Below are 24,893 nucleotides of genomic sequence, written 5' to 3' on the forward strand. Positions count from 1 at the left end.
ATTTATATAGCGGACATGAACAAAACCTCCACTGATTAGATTGCTATAAATGTATCTTGAAAAAAGAGGGATGAATAATATATAAGAGTATATTTGTATATAAATTTTAATAAATACAAAAGAGCTTGTTCACAATATTGTCATGAAAAATAATAGGAAATCACTTTAGAAAGTAGGTATACTTTGAAATCTAATCCACTCAATAAAGGAGATTATGTATGAATAATCAAGAGCTAAACGAGTTGAAAAGAAATCGAACGATACCGATCTTTGATTGCCTTTATGAAATCGACGAGCAGCTAGAGTTTTACACAGCACTAGGATTTGAAATTACGTACTATCAAAAAGCACCGTATCGTTTTGCATCTGTAAAAAATGAATTTACAGAACTTAGTTTTTTCGGAGATAAGAATTTTGATATAGAGCAAAAACATGGTGGATGCTACATTGTCGTTTCAAACATTGATGATGTATATAACATATTGAAAACGAATCTTAAAAAATATTATGGCAAAATTCCTACGAAGGGAATACCTCGTATTTCTAGATTAAATGCTACAGCAGAAGATCGGAGATGTAATATTACGGATCCAAGTGGAAATACACTTATTATAGGAGAGCCGTTAGGCGATTCAACACTTTTAATAAGCGAAGAAAAGAAACAAACAAAAACTTCATCTAAGTTTGAAAAAATTTATAAATTAGCTTATAAATATGCCTATTCAAAAGAAGATTTCCTAGCAGCAAGCAACTTATTAGAATCAGTTTTTAATAAACGAAGCGATTCAGTTTCTAATGAACTATATTTTAAAGCAAAAGTGGTCCAAATAGATGTTTTAGTTACACTAAATAGACAAGAAAAAGCTACAAAAATCATTCGAGAGTTAGAATCAATCCAATTAACATTAAATGAAAAAAGAAATGTAGAAAATGAAACCCAACGCTTATTAGAAATAAAAGATGAGATACTACTGGTAGTTTAAAAGTAGTATCTCATCTTTTATTTTCTTTTGTTTGAAATTTGTACTAACGATTAGGAAATCATGTCACCTATTTTAAGGTTCAGATAAAATATATATTAATGTACGCTCGGGTTCACGTCTTTTTTCGTCTTGGTCAAATAAATAACTAAGCTCAAGATTATTGCGAGGAAAATTACGCTAGTTCCCACGGTACCGAGACCAAGACCACCGGAATTGTGAGGCTGTGATAAATAATCTCCAAAAGAGGCGCCGAAAGGACGAGTTAAAATATAAGCGATCCAAAAGACCAACACTGCATTTAATTTGAAGCGGTAGTAAGCAATGGATACAGCCCCAATTAATGAGGCAAATATGAGCGCTGAAATCCAGTAACCTAAGTTGAGACTTTCTGCTACGAGATCACCAGCTGCAGTACCTAATGTGAAGGTGAATAGGATAGCCAACCAGTAGAATACTTCACGTTTTGTTGTGTAAATAGAGTGAATGGACAGTGTCTTCTCACTCACATACCAAGCAGCAAAAGTTGCCAGTAGCAAAAGGGTGAAAACGATGGTTGTAGTCTCTAAAGCGACCCCGAAGTTGTCCGTAAGATTGTCGGTGACAAGCGTGCCAACAACACTAATTAGCAAAACAGTGAGCCAGTAAACCGATGGAACATACTTCTTCAACCTGAACTGGAAGAACAGTGTGATGAGCAAGAGAGCACTCATAACAAAGGTCGTTTTAGTCAAGCCAAAGTTCAGGTTTGTATTTAAGAAGTCTGCGCCTGTTTCGCCCACTGTAGTTGCCATGATTTTGATAATCCAGAAGAAAATCGTGACTTCTGGAACTTTGCTCAGCATTTGCCAACCTCGTGATGAAACAGAAGTGACTTCATCAGGAAGAGGGACATTATTTCTATTCTTATTTTGGTCCGTCTCATAATTTTTCATATATGATTCCTCCTTACTAGTTATTTATGTATAAACTGAGTGTAACTAATAAGAATGAGATTCAGATGAAATTAGGATGAAAAGAACATTAAAAAAAGATGAAAAAAGAAATGAAATACATCCAGCATAGAAAAAGAAATATAAACTATAACTGTCATTTTGGATTATTAAAAGGGCAGGATTATATTCTGGATTTCCGGGAGTTACGATACGTCCTGTAAGTTCAATATTTTGATTACTCATTTAAGTCTTCTCTCCTTGTCACATAATAAAATATCTATCTTGCTATTCGTAATTTGGAAAGGTGGATATAAAAATAGAACTGACTATACGTTATAAGTAGATGAATGAGTGAGGGGGATTATTCCTAGAATGGGATTTTCGGGTCTATCAGGGAATCGAGATAATAAATAAAAGGCAACACTACATGTATCTCAAATGCAGCATTGCCTTAATAAAGTTAAATATATATACTTAAAATTTCCCCAGGTAATCCATCAATCTCGCAAACTTTTTCAGATGTAAAACCAACGTTTAGTAAAATTTTTCGAGAGGGGATATTGTTTGGATCGATAATTGCCTTTAGTACGCTTACATCTGTCTGCTTCGCTATTTCAATTAATTCTCTTGCAATATAACTACCATATCTTTTTCCCCAGTGCTCTGGCAAAATCATATACCCAATTTCAGCTTCTTTTACATTATCCTCATTTACCGTAACATGTCCAAGGCCGATAAATTCATTTGTTGCACTGTCATAAACTTTATAAGACCCAAACAGTTTATGCTTTTCATTGCGCCTTAACAATTTTTCATAGTCGTTTTGTGCCTCTTCTAGCGGAATAGCACGCTCTGTAATTTGTGCCATCACTCTTTCATTTGATACGAGCTGGAAATATGGACTAAAATCTGTTGCTTCAAATTTTTTGAAATGCAGTTTATGCATAGGGTTCCTCCAAACGAATTTTTATTAGTTCTTCAGAAAAGATAAACGATAGTTAAATAGTGATCTCTATTTGATTGCCTTCCGGATCACTAATTACACTTTCGTAATAGCCATCTCCAGTGAAACGTGGTCCATTTAATAAAGGAGAACCAGCTTCTTTTAACGTTTTTGTTAGTTCATTTACACGTTCTTCACTACCAACAGAGAAAGCCATGTGTGCATAGCCAGTGATATTTAGGTTAGGCTCGTTTTCTATGCCTTTCTTACGCATAATTTCAAGGCGCGCTCCAGATTCGAACGTAATAAAATAAGATTCAAAGTGTTTCGCTTCATTATGATATAAAGAGTTTGCTTTATCATTAAAGTACTTTGTATAGAAAGTACGCATTAATTCTAAATCATTTACCCAAAGTGCTATATGTTCGATTTTCATTCGTTTCACCAATCCTATCTTTATGTAAATTTGAAAATATGTACTCTGTAATAATTAGCGAAATTCAACAACACTAATTAGATGTTCACTTTATTAAATTTGCATGCATATTGCAAGAAATAAGAATGGACGTTAGGAAAAAGCGGATTGTAATGAAAAAATTTTATTAATGGTATTAGATGATTTTTAAGTCATAACATGCATACAATGTCTAATTAAGTGAATTACGTACGTCAAAATTTCAAATAAGGAGGGACATTTGTGGGGCAATTTGAACAAATGGTGATTGTCGGTATTTCCATGTCTTTTATACTGTCTATTATGATATTAGGGTCTGCATATTATAATCCTCGCCTTTGGTTAAATGATTATCCGAAAGATATTCAAAAAGTAGTTTTGCCAAAATCGATAAATGAGAAAAAACAAACATTTTATTTCGGAATTATTTACAATATTATTCTCTTCGGAACGCCTTTAGTTTCTACATATATACTACATCACCATGGGGAATTATTGTATATTGAAGCCTATTTACATACTTTTGGGATTGTAATGATTTTCAATTTAGTAGATTTATTAATAATCGATTGGCTTATATTTTGCTGGATTACTCCAAGATTTGTTGTTATTCCTAGTACTGAGGGAATGAAAGGATATAAAGACTATAAGTTTCACTTAAGAGGTGCAATAGCTGGAATGCCATTTTTAGCAATTGTAAGTTTATTCTTGGCAGGAATTGCGACAACGATCTAGTGTGAAGTAGAAGGTCATGAAGAGTTTATAGAAGATAAATAGATTTATAATGTATAGAATTAGAAATGAAAATTTGATAATATTGGAGTAGGAAGTTTTAAAAACAGTATATTAAGTGGTATTAATATACTGTTACAAATGTTTTGATACTCTGTGGAATTCCCTAATTTAATGGAAGGATTTCATAGAATTCAAAAAAATGTAATGGAGGCTATTATGAAAAAAATAATTGGCGCAGCAACAGCAACAGTTCTTGGATTGGGGGCTTTTACCACATCTGCTATCGCAGAAACTATCGTAACAGCGGATGTACTCAACGTACGTGAAAAGCCAACTACGGAATCAAAAGTTGTCGAAAAAGTAAAAGAAGGACAAAAGTTAAAGGTCATACATACTGAAGAAGGATGGTCAAAAATTGATTTAAATGGTAAAGAATTGTTTGTAAGTTCGGAGTATACAAAAGATATTTATCATGTAACAGCAAACCTATTAAATGTACGTACTGAAGCAAACACAGAATCAGAAATTCTTGGCAGACTGAAACAAGATGATGTAATTGAATCAACACATCAAGTAAAAGATGGATGGCTGCAATTTGAGTATAAAGGAAAAACAGCTTATGCAAATGTTTCTTTCCTATCAAGTACAGCACCAATTGAAAAGAAAGCTGAAGAGAAAACGAAGCGAGTAGCGAAAGTACAAAAAGCAGTTAAAGCAAAGGAAGAAGTAAAAACGCAGAAAGAAGCAAAAGTACAAGAAATAGCAAAAGCGAAAGAAACAACAAAAGAGCAGAAAGAAACGAAAGCAGAAGAAATAGTAAAGCCTAAAGAAGAAGCGAAAGTAACAGAGAGAGTAAAAGTTAAGGAAGAAACGAAAGTAGAAGAAATAGCAAAGCCTAAAGAAGAAGCGAAAGTAACAGAGAGAGTAAAAGTTAAGGAAGAAACGAAAGCAGAAGAAATAGTAAAGCCTAAAGAAGAAGCAAAAGTAACAGAGAGAGTAAAAGTTAAGGAAGAAACGAAAGCAGAAGAAATAGTAAAGCCTAAAGAAGAAGCAAAAGTAAAAGAAATAGAAAAAGAAGAAGCGAAAGCGCAAGAAATAGCAAAGGCTAAGGAAGAAGCAAAAGCACAAGAAATAGCAAAAGCTAAGGAAGAAGCAAAAGCACAAGAAATAGCAAAGGCTAAGGAAGAAGCAAAAGCACAAGAAATAGCAAAAGCTAAGGAAGAAGCAAAAGCGCAAGAAATAGCAAAAGCTAAGGAAGAAGCAAAAGCACGAGAAATAGCAAAAGCAAAAGAAGCAACAAAGACACAAGAAGTATCTAAAAATAACACACAGTCTGCTAAACGTGAATTAACGGTAGTAGCGACAGCATATACTGCTGATCCAAGTGAAAATGGTACATATGGTGGACGCGTTTTAACTGCGATGGGTCATGATTTAACGGCAAATCCTAATATGAGAATTATCGCAGTAGATCCGAAGGTAATCCCATTAGGATCTAAAGTATGGGTAGAAGGTTATGGAGAAGCTATTGCTGGTGATACTGGTAGTGCTATTAAAGGAAATCGTATTGATGTTTTAATGGGTTCAAAAAGTAAAGCTATGAACTGGGGAAGACAAACTGTTAAAGTAAAAGTTTTATAATAATGGTTATCCAAATAGAAGTCAGTTCTCTTTATTGAGACTGGCTTTTGTTTTTTACCTTAATGCGATTCATTGGAAAAATTTGAAGGATATGTAAAAGGGTAAAACCTTAATTTTGCTACTGAGTACCGTGAGCAGTAAAAGTAACCCTATTGAATTATATAATCCTTATTTGTATTTCTGACAACCATATTGTTCTTCTATCACTATTAAAATACAATTAGATAAATAGGAGAAAAATATTCATAAAATAGTAATTGTTTTATTTAGTCTTATACTAGGGTTTATAACGTTCCAAATCCCTATAGTGTCAGAATGGATACAGAACTCAGTCTTCTTGTAAATTGTTATTATTTTATTATCGTATTCATACCAAAAAGATAACGTTGATAAGAATGAGAAAAATGATGATTAGCAACAATAAAAAATGTTTTATGTACTGAAAGTTATTAAAAGATTAGTATCGAGGATTACCTTTATAAGTGAGAAGAGGATAGAATATGACAATGGAATTATATGGCGAACATTGGGATGGAATAAAAGGATATAGAGTAATGGAAGGGAAAGATTCATATAATCATTATTTCGGTGGTCAAGATTGTGAATTACCATTGTGTAAGTTATGCGGTGAGAAAATGCATCAAATTTTTTGTTTTGATTTGAAAGATGGGAAACTTGCTGAACTTAAAAATGCTGAATTGATTGTATTACCATTCATCTCTTGCTTGAATTGTTCGATGGTGTGGGAGCCACAATATTTTCAGTTAAGTAATGGTGGTAAAACGGTACAAATAATAAAACAAGACAATACGGAAGATTGGATAATGGAAGATGAGGATAAACTACCGGTCGATCTACCAAAAACTAATGTAAAGCTAACGAATATGAAAAATGAAGATATACCTACTGATGAAGATAGTTACTGGGAAGCTTTTGACTTATTCGGTTCGGAATATGTATGTAGATTGTTAGGAGCGCCTCTATACGATGATGTTCCAGAAGATTTAGGATGTCCAACCTGTTCGAAAGAGATGAAATATGTTGCTACAATTACACAAGATCTTGAAGAACGGGAACTTATTTCAGTAGTTGATTTTCTGTTCGGTGAGATGAATATATATTATTACTTATGTAAAGATTGTTCCGTTATGAAAACTGAAATACAAGGAACATAATAAAATAAGACTGACAAAAAGAGTCAGTCTTATTTTTGTATCGTAACATCAGTAATAATCGCATGGAATATATCTCTTTGCGTGAAATCATCTGTAAAAACAGTCTCTCTATTAACCTCAATTGTATCGTGTGGGTTATACCATTTACTTAATAAATCTTCTCCAAATTCAAGTCTTTTTTCTCTCGTATTATGCCGTCTAATTGTTTCTTCAAGTGATAAATCAAAATAATATGTATAAGCGTTTCCTTTAAAATAATGTATTAATTCTTTTAACATATCACCGTATCTACGACTGTTTAGTATACCTTCTAAAATAACAAATTCACATTTTCCTTTTCCATACTTCGTAATTTCAAATAGTAAATCATGAGATAAGTTACCCATTGTGTCGTGCACTTTTAACATATCTCTACGTACGACATCCTGAGAGACTAGTAGTGTCCCTTGGCCAAAATGCTCTTGCAGTTCTTTTGCGATTGTTGTTTTGCCACTTGCGGAGTTTCCTCGAAGAATAATTAATGTTGACTTCAAATTCTCATCTCCAAATTGTTTTAGTTTTTTGCTTTGTTACATTGAAAATTGTTTTAGTAAGCGCTTCTCGCCAGTTTATAGAAGTTATTGCTTTCAAAGTGATATGGGACATTGTAAATAACCTCCAGTTTATTTGTGGTTTGATTATAGGAACACTTTATTTTAAAGATACAATATTTTCTTGAAAAATAAACAGAATTATTGTAAAGTAATGATAATTAAAATTTATATTGTTTAAAAGCTATGAAAGGAAATAGTAACAAGTATCTTTTCTTTTAGAGAGTCGGTGGGTGGTGTAAACCGATAGAAAGCGCTTGTGAATCCGTCCTTGAGCGAAATGTGGAACCCTTCAATGTGAAGTTAGTAATCGTTTCCGGTTAAAAACCGTTAATTTTTTAAGTGGAAAGCTTTTATATTCTATGCTTTCAACTAGGGTGGCAACGCGGGTTAACTCTCGTCCCTTTTATAGGGACGGGAGTTTTTTGTGTTTTTTTAGTAAAATTCCCTATCTTAAGAGCTTAATGTGAACGAAGAAGATGACATTAGTCACTTATTAAAGGAGAGATAAGACATGTTAGATGTAAAAGTATTACGTGCTAATTTTGAAGAAGTAAAGAAAAAATTGATTAATCGCGGTGGAGAGTTTCTTGAATTGGATACATTTGAAGAATTAGATCAGAATCGTCGTGAACTGTTAGTAGAAGTAGAAGAATTAAAAAGTAAACGTAATGGAGTATCTGAGCGTATTGCGAAGTTAAAGCGTGAAAAACAAGATGCAAATGAACTTATTAGTGAAATGCGTGAAGTAGGAGAAAGTATTAAAACGTTAGATGATGAGTTACGTAATGTAGAAGAGAAATTGAATTCTATATTATTGACATTAACAAATATACCTAATGAAACAGTGCCTATTGGAGCATCAGAAGACGATAATGTTGAATTACGTAAGTGGGGAGAAATAAACGAATTTTCATTTGAAGCAAAACCACATTGGGAAGTTGCTGAAAAATTAGGGTTACTAGATTTTGAACGAGCAGCAAAAGTAACAGGAAGCCGCTTCGTATATTACAATGGCTTGGGAGCACGTTTAGAGCGAGCGGTAGCTAACTTTATGCTAGATTTACATGTTGAAGAACATGGATATACGGAAGTAATTCCACCGTTTATCGTAAATAGCGATATTTTAATAGGAACAGGACAATTCCCAAAATTTAAAGAAGATGTATTTACATTAAAAGACACAGATTACTCTTTAATTCCAACAGCGGAAGTACCATTAGCGAACTATTATCGTGACGAAATATTAAATGGTGCAGAATTACCTATTAATTTTACTGCTCATACGCCATGTTTCCGTTCTGAAGCTGGTAGTGCAGGACGTGACACGAGAGGGCTTATTCGCCAGCACCAATTTAGCAAAGTTGAAATGGTTAAGTATACCAAGCCAGAAGAATCATACGATGAGTTAGAAAAATTAACTGCGAATGCCGAAAGGGTACTACAATTGTTACGATTACCTTATCGAGTTATCGTATTATGTACAGCTGATATAGCATTTCCAGCTGCGAAAACATATGACATTGAAGTTTGGTTACCAAGTTATGGGGGATATCGTGAAATATCTTCTTGTTCAAACTGTGAAGATTTCCAAGCGCGTCGTGCAAGCATACGTTTCCGTCGTACACCAGGTGCAAAACCATAATTTGTGCACACATTAAATGGTTCTGGGTTAGCTATAGGGCGTACAGTAGCAGCTATTTTAGAGAACTACCAACAAGAAGACGGCTCAGTTATAATTCCAGAAGTATTGCGTCCATACATGGGGGGAGTAGGGGTTATTAAATAAGAATGATGTTGATTTGAAATAAAGTTTAACAGTTTATAAAATGCTAATAAAGAGGTGCTACATGTTATTTCAAAAAGAAAATTTATTAGTTAGATACGTAATAAAAAACGATGCACCTATCATTTCAAAATGGCTAACAGACCCAGAAGTCCTGCAGTATTACGAAGGACGAGATAATCCGCAATCTGTAGAAAAGGTGCTTGATCATTTTATACATCATCCAAACGGTCATGAAAAAAGATGCTTAGTAGAATTTGATGAAATGCCGATTGGTTACATTCAAATGTATCCCGTTGATTTTGAATGGAAAGCGTTATATGGATATGAAGAATCACAAAATGTATGGGGAATGGACCAATTTATCGGTGAACCACTCTATTGGGGAAAGGGAATTGGAACAAAACTCGTTCAAGCAGCAATTACATACATTATGAAAGAAGTGGGTGCAGAAGCAATTGCAATGGACCCTAAAGTAAATAACGAACGTGCGATAAGCTGTTATGAAAAATGCGGATTTAAAAAGGTGAAGATATTAAAGAAACATGAACTGCATGAGGGGAAATTAGAAGATTGTTGGATGGTAGAATATAAACAATTATAATAAATATGCAGGGGCTTATAAAAATAAAGGGAGCTGTGTGAAATGAAAAAGGCATTAATAGTTATTGATGTGCAAGCGGGTATGTATACAGCAGGAATCCCAGTACATAATGGGGAAAAGTTTTTAGAAACGTTGCAAGAGCTCATTGGGGAATGTCGTTCAAATGGTATTCCGGTTATTTATGTACAACATAACGGGCCAAAAGATCATCCATTAGAAAAAGGGACAGATGGTTGGAAAGTACATGCGGCGATTGCACCGCGAGAAGGGGAGCTTGTCGTTGAAAAGACGACTCCAGACTCATTCCATAAGACAAACTTAAACGAAGTGTTACAAGGAAAAGGGATTGAGCATGTTATTATTTCAGGAATGCAAACAGAGTACTGTGTTGATACGACAACGCGAAGAGCGTTTAGTGAAGGGTATAAAGTAACATTAGTAAGTGATGCACATAGCACATTTGACACAGATGTATTACGCGCTGAAGATATTGTAAAACATCATAATGTTGTATTTGGATCATTTGCAGATGTTATTACGTTAAAAGATTTAAAAGTAAAAGCGTAATTACAGAAGTTGCTGTCTCTTAATGGGGCAGCTTTTTTATTTGAAGATAGGCTATCAAACGTTGTCGATAAATCGATATTTCTTGTCGAACCGTTGATATAATTAGAGTTACGATGGATATATTTCCAAAATCGTTGATATAATTTCATTCACCGTATTGATAGTATAAAAAACAAAAAGGAGCGCCACATCGTCAAAAATTCGACTGATGAGACAGCTACTTTTTTGCACCAGTAATTATGGCTTTATTTCTTCTTATCTTTATCCAACACATTCTGTTCTTCAGCAAACTCCGTGCCATATGCAAACCGGCGATTAATTCGAATGTTATCATTGCTGTGTCTTGTGTGGGAATTAGAAAAGCGATGGACGATTACTTCTGATAATGTAAAGACGATGGCAGAAAGGATACTGCCCCATGCAATTTGCATGTAGTTGTCTAATAAAATATTACCGAAAATCCAAACACTTAAATACGCAAGTAAGAAATCCGTCATAATGGCAGCGGAATTGCCAATTCGATTTAAAATAATTTTATCAACAAACATATAAGAAACGATTGTGACGAAGAGACTAAAAGAAATGATTTGGACGAGCGTTGCTGGGAAAAATAGAGCTAGTCCGATACTAAAAGCGATGATGCATGATATAAATTTGATAAGTATTACAGTAATATCACTCAATATTTACACCTCCCATTTATACATAGTTTTACAATAAATTCAGGAGTTCATACATTGGAACGGTTTAATTTATATAAAACTTTATCATGCTGAAATTTTATCTAAATATTAAAAAAATAATCAAAAAATGTTATAGTGAAATGAGAGCGTATGACATTTTTAGGTAAGGGGGAATCCGGGATGTGGATAACTTCAGAAGTAGAAATTCCAGATGAGTTAATCGATCACCTTGAACAAGGTAAGTTAGTATTATTCGTTGGAGCAGGAGTTTCTATGAAGGGGAAATCAAACTTACCGAATTTCGATGATTTAGTTGATGAAATTTCGAAAGCTTTATATGTCGAAAGGCGTGAGATGACAGAACCCCACGATTATTATCTCGGTAAAATTGCGAAAACGAAAGATGTGCATCAAGTTGCAAGAGACCTCGTTAATATAGAAAAATCAAAACCAAATCCATTACACTATGCGATTCCAAGGCTGTTTCCGTTAGATACGGATGTTCGAATTGTAACGACAAACTTTGATCAACATTTTACGTCTGTAATTACAGAAATGAATAGAGAGCTGAATATTTATTATGCACCTGCTTTACCGACAGGGAGAGCGTTTAAAGGGTTGGCTTACATACATGGGAATGTAGAACAAGAGAAAGAAGCTTTAATTTTAACGGATGGTGATTTTGGAAGGGCTTACTTAACAGAAGGATGGGCGAGACGATTTTTAGTTGATTTATTCTCAAATTACACTGTTTTATTCGTTGGGTATAGTCATAATGATCCTGTAATGAAATATTTAGCAACAGGCTTACCACCGAGTACAAGGCGTTATGCTTTCGTCGCACAAGGTGATAATACATATCATTGGGAGCATTTAGGGATAAGACCGATTGTGTATCCGAATAAAGCAAATAATCATCAGGCGCTTGTGAAAGCGGTGAAGCGGTGGGCGGAATTAATGGGGGATAATTATATTACGAAAAGAATGCGTATTCGTGATATTGTAACCGTTCCTCCATCAGTAGAGCAGGAGCAATTATCCTATATAAAACAGTCAATAAAAAAAATTGAAACCGTTCGGTACTTCGTTGAATTTGCTCGTGATTATGAATGGGTGGAATGGCTTGAAGCAGAAGGGAAACTAAGAAATTTATTTCTGCTTACAGCAAATTATGATGAAGTAGATGAATTGCTTGCGGAATGGTTGGTGGAGCAATTTCTATTTAGTCATCAAAAAGAACTATTTCAATTGATTTTTAAAAATCATTCTAAAATATCCCCATTATGGTGGCGAACAATTTGTACTTACTTAAACGAAACGAAAGAAACGATGGACCCTTTGTTGTTTGCAAGATGGACATTGCTTTTATTAGAAACAGCAGAGAAAGATAGTAGCTCTATTGAAATGATCACATATTTATTGCAAAAATGTTCTTTCCCTGAGCATAAAGAAATTGGCTTGTTGCTATTAACGTTTATTTTAGACGGGAAACTTAAATTGAAGCGTGTAAGAAGATGGGGAAATGATACGCAAGAGTCGATTGAACTCGAGGAATCGAGTCGTATACCGATGCCTATTTTTTCTCATGTGGAGCGAATTTGGAAAGAGAAAATGAGACCACATATCGCTTACTACGCAAATCCGATTATGGTTACGGGGTTAGAAAAGATACAACTATTGTCATTAAGACAAAATGCACTGAAAAGAAGAGATAGAGAAATTTCAGAGCAGGAGTTACAGCAAAATGATTTTACATTTTTAATTCAAATTGTAAAAGAGTGTCTTACATATTTATGTGAAAACAATGAAAAAAAAGCAAATCATTATATTACAGAAATGATAGAAACTGATAGTGTACTTCAAAAGCGAATTGCAATTGAAGCAATGATTAATAATGTATTCGTTATAGCGGATGACAAACTGAAGTGGTTGTTACATGTAGATGTTCTGTTAGATTTCACATGTAAACATGAAGTGTTTCAACTTTTAAAGAATTATTACGCAGATGCTTTAGAGGAAACGAAAGAAGAAGTAATTCAACATGTATTAGAGTATCTTGCAGAAGAGAGGGCGTTTGATGCTTGTCTTGTATTAGACTTACTATTCACGTGTGATTCGAATAGTAAGTGTACGGCGGAAGGATACGAGCTAATGAAACAGAAACACCCCCATTTTTCTTCAGATCTATACAGTGTTCCAAAGAAAGAGGCAAATGAACAACGTATTACATGCAATGTAACAGCTGATGGATTACTGCAGCTGAAAGACGATGAAATAATGGAGCAAGTTCGGCAATTTTCAAGAGACGGTGTTTTTGAACAACGCCATTTTTTAGAGATGTTATCAAAAGCGTGTAAATTGAATGTAGAGTGGAGTATTTCGTTTGCTTATCAACTAGTAGGCGTGCACGAAATTAGTAATGAAGTATGGTTTGTATGTATTAGAGAGTGGCGAAATAACCGGAATTTGGCGAATGAACAAATTCAAAAAATCATTCCGTTATTGCAGAGATTTATTAGAAATACTGCTTTTCATTGGTTAATTAGTAGTTTTCTATATGAAATTAGTAATCGATTAGAAGAGTTAGATGAAAATAGTATAAGGATTGTAAAACGCTTTGCTTTTTCTGTACTTCCACAAGTTATGAGAGGGGAATCGGATTTTAAGATTGGAAAACAAGAGTTTTACAATGAATCTATTCAGCATCCTGTTGGGAAGATGACTGCTGTATTACTAAAACTGTTAGCATATGATCATTTATACGATCGCAACGTGTATGAATATTTATTTTTATTTGAGGAGCAGGTAAGGGTTACTTCGGAAAGAACGAACTTCATGTTTGCGCGTTTAACAGCAGATATTACGTTTTTATACCATATTGAGAAGCAATGGTGTCGGAAAAATGTATTACCTTACTTAGATTTAAAGAAAGAAAGTGAGCTTACGAAATATGCGTGGGCGGGATTATGTTATACGCAAATTAATCTACCTTTGTTTACAGAAATAAGACGATATATTAAGTATGCAGTAGAACATTTAGATGCACTACATCCATATACGAGAGAAGCATTTTTAAAATGGCTTAGCTTTGTATTTATTAAATGCGTATTATATTGGGAGCAAAAAACAGATTGGTTATATCCACTTTTGATGCAAGAAAACGAAGAGAATAAAATTAAATTTATGCAGTATTTATGCTACTACGTAAAAACGTTAAGTGGTAAGGAACAACAAAAATTTTGGACAGCGTGGCTTAGTGTGTTTTTAAGAGAACGTCCGAAAATGGGCGTAATAACAACGAGAGAATATATGATGCTTTTACGTATTGTTTTATGCATGGATGAGGTTTTAGAAAAAGGATTAAATATTATTTCGAGTAAATTTCAAGGTGTGGAAGGACAATCTAATCAAGAAGAAATGAAGCAGTTGTTTATAGGGATACTTGAAAAGAAAGAGCGTATGAAAGCGTATAAAGAATTGTATGCAAATGTGTTTTTTACTTTACTGCAGACGTGTCAAGAAGCCGATTTATTTGAAAGTGAGATCATACAAATAAAAGAACTATTAACCAGGTATGAAGTAGAAAGACATGTATTAAATTTAATAGAAAATGAAATAATTCGCATCGGAATCGTAACGGAGAATTTACAAGAGGAATCATAGGGCGAAAGTGGAATTTGAAAAAATATATAAAAAATTGTTGACAGTGTTTTGAAAAGCGTTCTATAATACGAATCATACTTATTCAATTTCAAACACATTTGAATAAACAAAGTGCAATGAAGAGATCACAGTAGTGGTTAGTCTTACTGTAACAGAGAGCTGGTGGTTGGTGTGAACCAGTACAGGGATAATCATGAATTACAGTCTTGGAGCATCTTTTTCATAGTAAAGATAGTATTGTCTTTATGAAGAAAAAGCGGTCAATTGATCGTTAACAGTGAAGAGAGGTAGACGGAAAGTTAGTCTACAACTAGGGTGGTACCGCGATAAATATCGTCCCTACTGATTTATTCAGTAGGGACTTTTTGTATTTTGACGGTCCAACTTGAAAATATAATAAACATGCGTTGAAAGGAAAAGCAGTAGTTGTTGTTTCCCTGTAACAGAGAGCTGGTGGTTGGTGTGAACCAGTACAAAAACAAGAGCGAATTACAGTCCTGGAGCATCTTTTTCGTAGTAAAGATATGTATCTTTATGAAGGGAAAGACGGTCACATTGATCGTTAACAATGAAGAGAGGTAGACGAAATAAGTCTACAACTAGGGTGGTACCGCGATAAATATCGTCCCTACTGATTGAATCAGTAGGGCTTTTYTGTACAAAAAAGTGGCTTATTAACTAGTAGTTAGTGTCTTTATGGTAATTATTAGTTTAAAATAAGAAGAGGTATCGATTCCACTTTAAATTTGTATAATTAACCAGTTCAGAAAATAGAGAATTTTTTATTCTCTTACTATACTTTTAAAACATTAGAGGAGGATTTCCAAATGGCAAATCACGAATTAGATCAATTACGTAAACAGGTAGATGAAATTAACTTACAATTATTACACCTATTAAACAAACGCGGTGAAATCGTTCAAAAAATTGGAGAGCAAAAACAAGTACAAGGTACGAAACGCTTTGATCCAGTACGTGAGCGTGAAGTACTTGATATGCTTGCAGAGCATAACGAAGGACCATTCGAAACGTCAACGATTCAACATATTTTCAAAACGATTTTCAAAGCTAGCTTAGAATTGCAAGAAGATGATAACCGTAAAGCATTACTAGTTTCACGTAAAAAGAAAAAAGAAAATACAATTGTTAATGTTAAAGGTGAATTGATTGGAAACGGAACACAAACGTTCATTATGGGACCTTGTGCGGTAGAAAGTTTAGAGCAAGTTCGCCAAGTAGGGCAAGCGATGAAAGATCAAGGACTTAAATTAATGCGCGGCGGTGCTTTCAAACCGAGAACATCTCCATACGATTTCCAAGGTTTGGGAGTAGAAGGTTTACAAATTTTACGACAAGTAGCAGATGAGTTCGACTTAGCGATTATTAGTGAAATTTTAAATCCGAATGACGTAGAAATGGCGCTAGAATACGTTGATGTAATTCAAGTTGGAGCACGTAACATGCAAAACTTCGATTTACTACGAGCTGTAGGTAAAGTTAACAAGCCAGTATTACTAAAACGTGGGTTAGCAGCAACAATTGATGAGTTCATTAATGCAGCGGAATACATTATTGCACAAGGTAATGACCAAATTATTCTTTGTGAGCGCGGTATTCGCACATACGAGAGAGCGACACGTAACACATTAGATATTTCAGCAGTACCGATTTTAAAGAAAGAAACACATTTACCAGTTATCGTTGACGTAACACATTCAACAGGACGTAGAGATTTATTATTACCAACAGCGAAAGCGGCACTTGCAATTGGAGCAGATGCAGTAATGGCGGAAGTACATCCAGACCCAGCAGTTGCGTTATCAGATTCTGCGCAACAAATGGATATTCCAGAATTCCATAGATTCATGGATGAGTTAAAAGGTTTCAAAAATAAATTATCTTAATTCCATATCATAAATGCGCTGAAGAGGAAACAGTAGTGCTTATCTCACTGTTAAAGAGAGCTGATGGCCGGTGTGAATCAGTACAAAGGTAAGCATGAATTACAGCCTTGGAGCATCTTTCCCGCCAACTTTTGGAGAGAAAGACGGTCAAACGATCGTTAAAGAAGAAGAGAGGTAGACGAAAGAAGTCTACAACTAGGGTGGTACCGCGATAAACATCGTCCCTACTGAGCGCTCAGTAGGGACTTTTTTGTACAAAAAAATAGTAAAGGGGCAAGAGAAATGAGATATATTACAGCTGGAGAATCACATGGGCCGCAGTTAACAGTTATTTTAGAAGGTGTACCAGCAGGTTTAACATTAACAGCGGAACATATTAATAAAGAATTATTAAGAAGACAAAAAGGGCATGGGCGCGGAAGACGCATGCAAATTGAAACAGATACAGTTGAAATTGCAAGTGGTGTACGTCACGGAATGACACTTGGTTCACCAATTACGTTAATCGTAAAAAATGATGATTTCAAACATTGGACGAAAGTAATGGGTGCTGAACCAATTTCGGAGCAAGAAAGTAAAGAAATGAAACGTACAATTACAAAACCACGTCCAGGACATGCGGATTTAAACGGAGCAATTAAATATGGCCATCGTGATATAAGAAACGTATTAGAGCGCTCATCTGCAAGAGAAACGACAGTTCGTGTAGCTGCTGGTGCAGTTGCGAAACAAATTTTGAAAGAATTAGGCGTGGAAATTGCAGGGCATGTTCTTGAAATTGGTGGGGTACAAGCGAAGCGTATTTCAAACTTACCAATTGAAGAAATTCAAACGATAACTGAAAATTCACCAGTTCGATGTTTAGATAAAGAAGTAGAACAAGAAATGATGAATGCGATTGATGATGCGAAAAGTAGCGGGGATTCTATAGGCGGTATTGTCGAAGTCATTGCAGAAGGAATGCCGATTGGAGTTGGTAGCTACGTTCATTACGATCGTAAACTAGATGCAAAACTTGCTGGTGCTATTATGAGCGTGAATGCATTTAAAGGTGCTGAGATCGGAATTGGTTTTGAAGCGGCAAGACAGCCAGGAAGTAAAGTGCACGATGAAATTTTATGGGATGAAGAAAAAGGATACACGAGAAATACGAATAATGCCGGCGGTTTAGAAGGCGGTATGACAACAGGTATGCCAATTGTCGTAAGAGGCGTAATGAAGCCAATTCCTACATTATATAAACCGTTAGCAAGCGTAGATATTGATACGAAAGAAGCGTTCCAAGCGAGTATTGAAAGATCTGATAGCTGTGCAGTACCAGCAGCAGGTGTTGTAGCTGAAGCTGTCGTTGCATGGGAACTTGCCGGTGCACTAGTCGAGCAATTCGGAAAAGATCGCATGGAATTACTAAAACAAAATATTTCGCAACATAACAAATACGCAAAAGAATTTTAATGAAAAGGTGGATTTAACATGCGAGTAAAAGATCAACTATCATCATTACAACCGTATAAACCAGGTAAATCACCAGAGCAAATGAAAGAAGTATACGGGAATCATTCATTTGTTAAGTTAGCATCAAATGAAAATCCATTTGGCTGTTCACCTCGTGTTTTAGGAGAATTACAAAAATCGTGGGAGGAACATGCTTTATATCCTGACGGAGGTGCTGAAGTACTCCGTCAAACTATTGCAGAGAAATTACAAGTTCAAATGGAACAAGTGCTTTGTGGTAGTGGTCTTGATGAAGTCATTCAAATTATCAGCCGTGCAGTACTATGTAAAGGAGATAATATTGTTACGGCTGGTGCAACATTCCCACAGTACCGTCATCATGCAATTATTGAAGGCTGTGAAGTGAAAGAAATTGCTTTAAAGAACGGTGTATATGATCTAGATGAAATTTCTTCAGCAGTTGATGAACATACAAAAATCGTATGGATTTGTAATCCGAACAACCCGACAGGCACATATGTGAATGAGCGAAAATTGACTCAATTCATTGAAAGCATTAGTGAAAATACGTTAATTGTCATTGATGAAGCGTACTATGAATACGTAACAGCAAAAGATTTCCCTGAGACATTACCGCTTTTAGAAAAACATAACAACATTCTTGTACTTAGAACGTTTTCTAAAGCGTACGGATTAGCTTCTTTCCGCGTTGGTTATGCGATTGGACAGGAAGAGTTAATCGAGAAATTAAATGTCGTACGTTTGCCATTTAACGTATCTTCATTAGCGCAAAAAGCAGCGACGATTGCTTTTAACGATGCAGCATTTATTGAAGAAATTGTACGTGTTAATACAGAGGGATTACAACAATACGAGAGTTTTTGTACGGAAAATGAAATTCCATTTTATCCGTCGCAAACAAACTTCATCTTCTTACCAGTAGATAATGGGGGAGAGATTTATGAAGCTTGTGCACACTCAGGATTTATTATTCGTCCGTTCCCAAATGGTGTCCGTATTACAATCGGAACTAGGGAACAAAATGAAGGAGTGATTTCAGTGTTAAAACAACACTTTGAAAATAAAAAAGGTAAGTCTCGAGATGAGGCAAATGTGTAAAAAGGTATTATTAATCGGTACTGGATTAATAGGAGGCTCTCTTGCATTAGCGATTAAAAAAGAGCACGATGTAACGATTATCGGTTATGACATATTTAAAGAGCAAGTAGAGCACGCAAAAGAATTACATGTAGTTGATGAAGTAGCAGTAGATTTGCAGCGTGCATGTGAGGAGGCAAATTTAATTGTATTTGCCTCTCCAGTTGAAGAAACGAAAAAGTTGTTACACAAACTTGCATCATTTCATTTACGAGAAGATGTTATAGTGACCGATGTTGGTAGTACAAAAGGAACGATTATGAACGAAGCGGAAGCTTTATTTTCAAAGGAAGTTTCTTTTATTGGTGGACATCCAATGGCAGGTTCTCATAAAACTGGAGTTGAAAGTGCAAAAGCACACCTTTTTGAAAACGCATTTTACATTTTAACGCCAATGAATCACGTACAGGCGGATCAAGTAGACGAGCTAAAAGAATGGTTAAAAGGAACAGGCTCTCATTTTCTTGTATTAAATACAAAAGAACATGATTATATAACAGGAATAGTTAGTCATTTTCCGCACCTAATTGCAGCAGGATTAGTAAAACAAGTTGAGAAACATGCTGGTGATAATCCGCTTATTCATCAACTAGCGGCAGGCGGATTTAAAGATATAACACGTATTGCATCAAGTAGTCCGAAAATGTGGAGTGATATCGTAAAGCAAAATCGCGGGCATTTATTGGAACTATTAGAAGAATGGATTTCAGAAATGGAAGAGCTATATAAGACGGTTTCTAAAGGAGATGCAGGAGAAATACAAAGTTATTTTGCAGATGCGAAAGAATATCGTGACTCTTTACCAGTTCGAAAAAGAGGGGCGATTCCTGCCTATCACGACTTATACGTCGACGTTTTAGATAAAGTAGGGGCATTAGCCCATATCACGAGCATTCTAGCAGAAGAAGAAATTAGTATTACGAACTTGCAAATATTAGAAGCGCGAGAAGGATTGCTCGGAGTTTTACGAATTAGTTTCCAAAGAGAAGAGGATCGAACGCAGGCAAAAATTGCGCTCGGAAAAGAAGAATACCAAACGTATGAAACAATTTAATGAGGAGGGTGACAACGTGAAAGAAAAAAGAGTACAAACTGTAAATAACGGATTGAATGGCACAATTACAATCCCTGGAGATAAATCAATTTCCCATCGCGCTGTCATGTTTGGCGCAATCGCGGAAGGTAAAACAACAATTAAAGGATTTCTTCCTGGTGCGGATTGTTTAAGTACTATTTCTTGTTTTAAAGAAATGGGAGTAGAGATAATGCAAAATGGAGAAGAAGTTACGGTAATTGGAAAAGGATTAGAAGGTTTGCAAGAGCCAAAAGCTGTATTAGATGTTGGTAATTCTGGTACAACGATCCGATTAATGTCAGGGATTTTGGCTAACACACCATTTTTCTCTTGCGTACAAGGTGATGCGTCTATCGCAAAAAGACCGATGAAACGTGTTACAAATCCATTAAAACAAATGGGCGCAAAAATTGATGGCCGAAAAGAAGGAACATTTACGCCGCTCACAATACGTGGCGGAGATTTAAAAGCAATTGAGTACACTTCACCTGTAGCAAGCGCACAGGTAAAGTCAGCTATTTTACTTGCAGGACTTCGTGCAGAAGGTGTAACAACTGTTACAGAACCACATATTTCCCGCGACCATACGGAAAGAATGCTTGAAGCGTTCGGTGTAAAGGTAACTCGCGTGGGGAAAACTGTAAAACTAGCGGGTGGACAGAAGTTAACAGCAACAGACGTTCATGTGCCAGGTGACGTATCATCAGCGGCATTTTTCTTAGTAGCAGGTGCAATTATCCCAAATAGTAAACTAGTATTACAAAATGTAGGAATGAACCCAACACGTACAGGTATTATAGATGTTTTAGAGAGAATGGGTGCTACATTTACTGTAGAGTCAATTAACGAAGGGGCATCTGAACCAGCTGCAAACATTACAATCGAAAAATCATCACTAAAAGGAATCGAAATTGGCGGAGATATAATCCCAAGATTAATCGATGAAATTCCAGTTATCGCTTTAGCAGCAACACAAGCAGATGGAATTACAGTCATTAAAGATGCACACGAATTAAAAGTAAAAGAAACGAACCGTATTGATACAGTCGTTGCTGAACTAACGAAACTAGGAGCTCGTATTGAAGCGACCGACGACGGAATGATTATTTACGGTAAATGTAAGCTAAAAGGAACTACAGTACATAGTCACGGTGATCACCGCATTGGAATGATGCTTGCGATTGCCGGCTGTATTGCTGAGGGAGAAACAACAATTGAAGATGCAGAAGCAGTAGGTGTATCATATCCTACATTTTTTGAAGAACTACAAACGTTAGCTAAATAAAGTGATGAGAAGCAGATATGCAATGTATCTGCTTTTTTATGTTGGCTTTTTTCGTAAATAATGTTGCTTTATTGTGTAAGAATTTTATCTTTATTGATTTTATGAGATTTTTACGCATAATTGTAACTAAGGGAGAGGATTCCAAGTTGAGTAAACAGAATATCAGCACAACAGTTTCAGGGGATTTAATTGTTACCCATCTAATTGGCAAGATTAATACAGCTGATGTTTATGAATGGTTTAATGGCTTCGAGCAGGTTTGTCAGCAATTCATTTCCGAGGGGCGGAAATACAAATTGTTGGTGGATAGAAAAGGATACACGCCAGATCATTTTTCTGTTCAAAAAGCATGGAAAGATAAGTTCTTCAATGAAACCATTTTAAATCACAGTAAGGCAATTGCGTTTCTCCTTGAAGAAGGGGAGATAATGAATTATTTACAACAATCCAATACAAAAAAATCCGTAAAATTTTTCGATGATTATGAACAAGCATTAATTTGGTTGAATGAATATCCAATATAAAACCTTTATTGAACCAGTTTCTCTCAATCAACTGGTTTTTTTTATGCCCGTAATGTTGCCGTTGTCATAAGTTTCATCACTTTCAATGGTACCTCTTAGCTTCGCAAACCCAAGAGAACGCAAGGCTTTTAATATTCTTATGCCACCAATAGAAAGCAGTTGAAAAGAGCCTTTATGTTAGATTGTTTCTAAATCGATATCTTTTGTTGAAACATCCTCGTAATTTCACTTACCGAACTATAATAGTTTGAATTATGATATAATTCAAACGAGGAATGGAGGAGAAATATATGAACGTTATACAATTAAAAGAAGATAAGTTTAGAGAAGCATTACGTTTATCAGAATATGCTTTTCAATATAAAGCAAATGAAGAATGGATAGAGCAGAAAATTGCAAGAATGAAGGAAAGCCATCAAATATACGGTATTATGGAAGGAGAAGAGTTAGCTGCAAAGTTGCACTTAATTCCTTTTCATATTTACATAGGAAAAGAAAAGTTTAAAATGGGCGGCGTTGCGGGGGTAGCGACGTATCCGGAATATAGAAGAAGTGGATATGTAAAAGAGTTACTTCAGCATTCACTACAAACTATGAAAAGAGATGGATATAGTGTATCGATGTTACATCCATTTGCCGTTTCATTTTATCGTAAATATGGCTGGGAACTTTGTGCGAATCGAATCGTATGTCAGATGACAAAGAGCGATTTAATAATAAAAAAACAAGTGAATGGTACAGTGAAACGTTTTAGTAAAGATAATCATCCAGAAGAAGTAGAGAATCTATATGAAACATTTGCAGAACGATTTTCTGGTATGTTAGTTCGCGGACGTAAATGGTGGCTACAAGCGGTGTATCATGATTTAACATTGGCAGTTTACTATGATGAAAATAAAACGGCGGCTGGTTACATTTTATACAAAATAGAGAATTCTAAAATGAAAGTAGAAGAATTTGTCCCATTACATAATGAAGCAAGAATTGGTCTTTGGAACTTCATCTGCCAACATGATTCTATGATTAAAGATCTAGAAATGATACTAAGTGAGACAGAACCACTTCTTTACACATTACAAGAACCACGAGTAAAAGCAGAAGTAACTCCATATTTCATGGGAAGAATTGTAGATGTAGAACAGTTTTTCAAACAATATGAATGGAACTGGAACAACGAAGAGCAAGAAGTAATTTTACATATTACAGATTCATTTGCACCGTGGAATAACGTAACGGTTCAACTTAAAAATAATGAAATAACAATCGTTAAAGAAGAAACAGCAAAAGAAAATGGAATTCAAATCGATATTAATGCGTTATCTACTATTATGTTTGGTTACAAGCGACCGCTAGAATTAAATGAAATAGGCTTAATAAGCGGTAGCGAAGAGGAGATACGTGCATTTGAGAATGTAGTGCCGGTGCGTAAGCCGTTTATTTATGATTTCTTTTAATTAATGTCATGTGCTATGTATGAGTAACAAAGTACTATAATGATAAACTTTTTATTATAGTACTTTTCTATTTAATAGAGTGAAATCATTGTTTTAGGAGGAAAAGTAAAATGATTAGGCAAGCCGTAGGTGCGGTCGTATTCCAACACAGTGAATTTTTATTGGTACATAAGGTGAAAATTAGCGACATAGATGGAGAATATGCTATGTCAAAGGGGGAATGGGATTTTCCTAAAGGTGGAGTGAAACATACAGATAATGATTTAGAGAGTGCTATTTTGAGAGAGCTGGAAGAAGAAACTGGATCTACAAAGTTTAAAGTTATAAAACAATTTGAAGATAAAATTTACTTTGGCTTTCCTGAAGAACTCAAAATGAAAATTGGATATGAAGAGCAAGAAACTACTATGTTTTATGTAGAATATATAGGTGACAGAATAGATTTACATCCAAAAGATAATGAAATAAGTCAAGTTCAATTTTTTAAGATACAAGATGTATTGAGGGTTTTAAGTCATGATGATACAAAGAAATTTTTTGATGGGATAACGCAAAAAATGTATTAATATCTTAATTGAGTGTGTTATTTGATAAATGTTTCAATAGCGTATTTACACACTTGACTTTTAATTCATGTAATTTATAATTAAAAACGGAATGAATTTTCATTCCTGGAAATTGAGGTGAGAAAAATGGCTAAAAATAAACAAGAAGACATTTTTGAAGCGGCTATACAATTATTCGCAGAGCGTGGTTACGATGGTACGACAATTCCGATGATCGCTGAAAAAGCAAAAGTTGGCGCGGGTACTATTTATCGCTATTTTGAAAATAAAGAGGCACTCGTTAACTCATTATTTACCAAAAGTATGCTACAGCTATCTGAAACAATAAAAACTGATTTTCCTGTTGAAGCAAATATTCGTGAACAGTTTAGTCATACGTATAACCGTTTATTTGAATTTGCGAGAAACAATGTGAATGCTTTTCTTTTTACAAATTCTCACTGTGATAGTTATTTTCTTGATGAACAGAGTAAGAAAATATTTGATGATTTTATAGGCTTCTTTATGAATATTATTGAAGATGGAATCGAAAAAGGTTTTCTTCGTCCATTGCCTATAATTGCTTTAATTATTATTGTATATCAACCGCTTGAAAAATTAATAAAAGTAATGGCGACAGGGCAATTAGAATACTCAAAAGAATTAGTAAAAGAATTGGAAGAGAGCTCTTGGAATGCTATTAGAATCATTTGATTCTATAGCTTTATAAGGACAGG

General features: G+C 34.9%; 21 protein-coding genes, 1 pseudogene and 4 other annotated features. Of the genes and pseudogenes, 17 read left to right on the top strand and 5 right to left on the bottom strand.

Features of this window, described 5'->3' with window-relative positions; all coding sequences use genetic code 11:
* The first annotated feature begins 218 nt into the window (after nucleotides 1-218).
* Nucleotides 219-983 (top strand): VOC family protein, encoded by a 765-nt coding sequence (locus tag AC1DKZ_RS09960; RefSeq protein WP_201052387.1) that lies wholly within the window; start codon nucleotides 219-221, stop codon nucleotides 981-983.
* Nucleotides 984-1,078: 95 nt separating this feature from the next.
* Here the strand turns inward: AC1DKZ_RS09960 and AC1DKZ_RS09965 are convergent, their stop codons facing one another.
* The 3 genes from AC1DKZ_RS09965 to AC1DKZ_RS09975 form a co-directional block, all read right to left on the bottom strand.
* Nucleotides 1,079-1,915: a COG4705 family protein gene (locus tag AC1DKZ_RS09965; RefSeq protein ID WP_476996126.1), complete on the bottom strand. Its 837-nt coding sequence runs from the start codon at nucleotides 1,913-1,915 to the stop codon at nucleotides 1,079-1,081.
* Nucleotides 1,916-2,375: 460 nt separating this feature from the next.
* Entirely contained in the window at nucleotides 2,376-2,861 is a 486-nt protein-coding gene (locus AC1DKZ_RS09970; protein WP_201052384.1) for a GNAT family N-acetyltransferase, read from the bottom strand.
* Between the two features lie 52 nt (nucleotides 2,862-2,913).
* Nucleotides 2,914-3,294: a VOC family protein gene (locus AC1DKZ_RS09975; RefSeq protein ID WP_476996127.1), complete on the bottom strand. Its 381-nt coding sequence runs from the start codon at nucleotides 3,292-3,294 to the stop codon at nucleotides 2,914-2,916.
* Nucleotides 3,295-3,555: 261 nt separating this feature from the next.
* On the opposite strand from AC1DKZ_RS09975, the gene AC1DKZ_RS09980 reads away from it, so the two are divergent.
* The 3 genes from AC1DKZ_RS09980 to AC1DKZ_RS09990 all read left to right on the top strand — a co-directional run bounded on the left by AC1DKZ_RS09980 (nucleotide 3,556) and on the right by AC1DKZ_RS09990 (nucleotide 6,863).
* Nucleotides 3,556-4,047, top strand: coding sequence for a nitroreductase (locus tag AC1DKZ_RS09980; RefSeq protein ID WP_201052382.1), 492 nt, complete (start codon nucleotides 3,556-3,558; stop codon nucleotides 4,045-4,047).
* 216 nt (nucleotides 4,048-4,263) lie between these two features.
* Nucleotides 4,264-5,688 carry a cell wall-binding protein EntB gene (gene entB / locus AC1DKZ_RS09985; protein ID WP_476996128.1) on the top strand — a complete coding sequence of 475 codons (1,425 nt, stop codon included), beginning with the start codon at nucleotides 4,264-4,266 and terminating at the stop codon, nucleotides 5,686-5,688.
* A gap of 500 nt (nucleotides 5,689-6,188) precedes the next feature.
* Entirely contained in the window at nucleotides 6,189-6,863 is a 675-nt protein-coding gene (locus AC1DKZ_RS09990) for a hypothetical protein (protein ID WP_088039605.1), read from the top strand.
* Between the two features lie 29 nt (nucleotides 6,864-6,892).
* Here the strand turns inward: AC1DKZ_RS09990 and AC1DKZ_RS09995 are convergent, their stop codons facing one another.
* Nucleotides 6,893-7,396 (bottom strand): kinase, encoded by a 504-nt coding sequence (locus AC1DKZ_RS09995; RefSeq protein ID WP_002084887.1) that lies wholly within the window; start codon nucleotides 7,394-7,396, stop codon nucleotides 6,893-6,895.
* 234 nt (nucleotides 7,397-7,630) lie between these two features.
* Nucleotides 7,631-7,861 (top strand) — a binding site (T-box leader).
* 106 nt (nucleotides 7,862-7,967) lie between these two features.
* Here AC1DKZ_RS09995 and serS point away from each other — a divergent pair.
* From serS to AC1DKZ_RS10010, 3 genes and pseudogenes are all read left to right on the top strand, one after another.
* Nucleotides 7,968-9,242 (top strand): annotated as a pseudogene (gene serS / locus AC1DKZ_RS10000) (serine--tRNA ligase).
* Nucleotides 9,243-9,303: 61 nt separating this feature from the next.
* Entirely contained in the window at nucleotides 9,304-9,843 is a 540-nt protein-coding gene (locus AC1DKZ_RS10005) for a GNAT family N-acetyltransferase (protein ID WP_201052373.1), read from the top strand.
* A 42-nt stretch (nucleotides 9,844-9,885) separates the two neighbouring features.
* Entirely contained in the window at nucleotides 9,886-10,410 is a 525-nt protein-coding gene (locus tag AC1DKZ_RS10010) for a cysteine hydrolase family protein (protein ID WP_149190627.1), read from the top strand.
* Between the two features lie 245 nt (nucleotides 10,411-10,655).
* Here the strand turns inward: AC1DKZ_RS10010 and AC1DKZ_RS10015 are convergent, their stop codons facing one another.
* On the bottom strand, nucleotides 10,656-11,093 hold the full coding sequence (locus AC1DKZ_RS10015; protein ID WP_219302789.1) for a YndM family protein: 438 nt from the start codon (nucleotides 11,091-11,093) through the stop codon (nucleotides 10,656-10,658).
* 150 nt (nucleotides 11,094-11,243) lie between these two features.
* Here AC1DKZ_RS10015 and AC1DKZ_RS10020 point away from each other — a divergent pair, with 150 nt between their 5' ends.
* The 10 genes from AC1DKZ_RS10020 (at nucleotide 11,244) to AC1DKZ_RS10065 (ending at nucleotide 24,870) form a co-directional block, all read left to right on the top strand.
* Entirely contained in the window at nucleotides 11,244-14,756 is a 3,513-nt protein-coding gene (locus tag AC1DKZ_RS10020; RefSeq protein ID WP_476996129.1) for a DUF4020 domain-containing protein, read from the top strand.
* Between the two features lie 107 nt (nucleotides 14,757-14,863).
* Nucleotides 14,864-15,100, top strand: a binding site (T-box leader).
* Nucleotides 15,101-15,154: 54 nt separating this feature from the next.
* Nucleotides 15,155-15,389, top strand: a binding site (T-box leader).
* A gap of 194 nt (nucleotides 15,390-15,583) precedes the next feature.
* Nucleotides 15,584-16,660, top strand: a complete 1,077-nt coding sequence (locus tag AC1DKZ_RS10025) for a bifunctional 3-deoxy-7-phosphoheptulonate synthase/chorismate mutase (protein WP_002013433.1) — start codon at nucleotides 15,584-15,586, stop codon at nucleotides 16,658-16,660.
* A gap of 9 nt (nucleotides 16,661-16,669) precedes the next feature.
* Nucleotides 16,670-16,889, top strand: a binding site (T-box leader).
* A gap of 53 nt (nucleotides 16,890-16,942) precedes the next feature.
* Nucleotides 16,943-18,115, top strand: coding sequence for a chorismate synthase (aroC, locus tag AC1DKZ_RS10030; RefSeq protein ID WP_002013434.1), 1,173 nt, complete (start codon nucleotides 16,943-16,945; stop codon nucleotides 18,113-18,115).
* Between the two features lie 18 nt (nucleotides 18,116-18,133).
* Nucleotides 18,134-19,234 carry a histidinol-phosphate transaminase gene (hisC, locus tag AC1DKZ_RS10035; protein WP_002136935.1) on the top strand — a complete coding sequence of 367 codons (1,101 nt, stop codon included), beginning with the start codon at nucleotides 18,134-18,136 and terminating at the stop codon, nucleotides 19,232-19,234.
* Nucleotides 19,227-20,327: a prephenate dehydrogenase gene (gene tyrA / locus AC1DKZ_RS10040; protein ID WP_219302785.1), complete on the top strand. Its 1,101-nt coding sequence runs from the start codon at nucleotides 19,227-19,229 to the stop codon at nucleotides 20,325-20,327. Before hisC ends, tyrA begins: the two co-directional genes overlap by 8 nt.
* A gap of 16 nt (nucleotides 20,328-20,343) precedes the next feature.
* Nucleotides 20,344-21,633, top strand: coding sequence for a 3-phosphoshikimate 1-carboxyvinyltransferase (gene aroA, locus AC1DKZ_RS10045; RefSeq protein WP_431181842.1), 1,290 nt, complete (start codon nucleotides 20,344-20,346; stop codon nucleotides 21,631-21,633).
* Nucleotides 21,634-21,650: 17 nt separating this feature from the next.
* Nucleotides 21,651-22,157: a SpoIIAA family protein gene (locus tag AC1DKZ_RS10050; protein WP_431181841.1), complete on the top strand. Its 507-nt coding sequence runs from the start codon at nucleotides 21,651-21,653 to the stop codon at nucleotides 22,155-22,157.
* Between the two features lie 290 nt (nucleotides 22,158-22,447).
* The gene (locus tag AC1DKZ_RS10055; protein WP_431181840.1) at nucleotides 22,448-23,611 is read left to right on the top strand and encodes a GNAT family N-acetyltransferase; all 1,164 of its coding nucleotides are present in this window, start codon (nucleotides 22,448-22,450) and stop codon (nucleotides 23,609-23,611) included.
* 110 nt (nucleotides 23,612-23,721) lie between these two features.
* Nucleotides 23,722-24,177 carry an NUDIX domain-containing protein gene (locus AC1DKZ_RS10060; RefSeq protein ID WP_476996130.1) on the top strand — a complete coding sequence of 152 codons (456 nt, stop codon included), beginning with the start codon at nucleotides 23,722-23,724 and terminating at the stop codon, nucleotides 24,175-24,177.
* Nucleotides 24,178-24,303: 126 nt separating this feature from the next.
* Nucleotides 24,304-24,870, top strand: a complete 567-nt coding sequence (locus tag AC1DKZ_RS10065; RefSeq protein ID WP_002084903.1) for a TetR/AcrR family transcriptional regulator — start codon at nucleotides 24,304-24,306, stop codon at nucleotides 24,868-24,870.
* Nucleotides 24,871-24,893: the final 23 nt, after the last annotated feature.

Source organism: Bacillus sp. 05T21 (assembly GCF_056396785.1).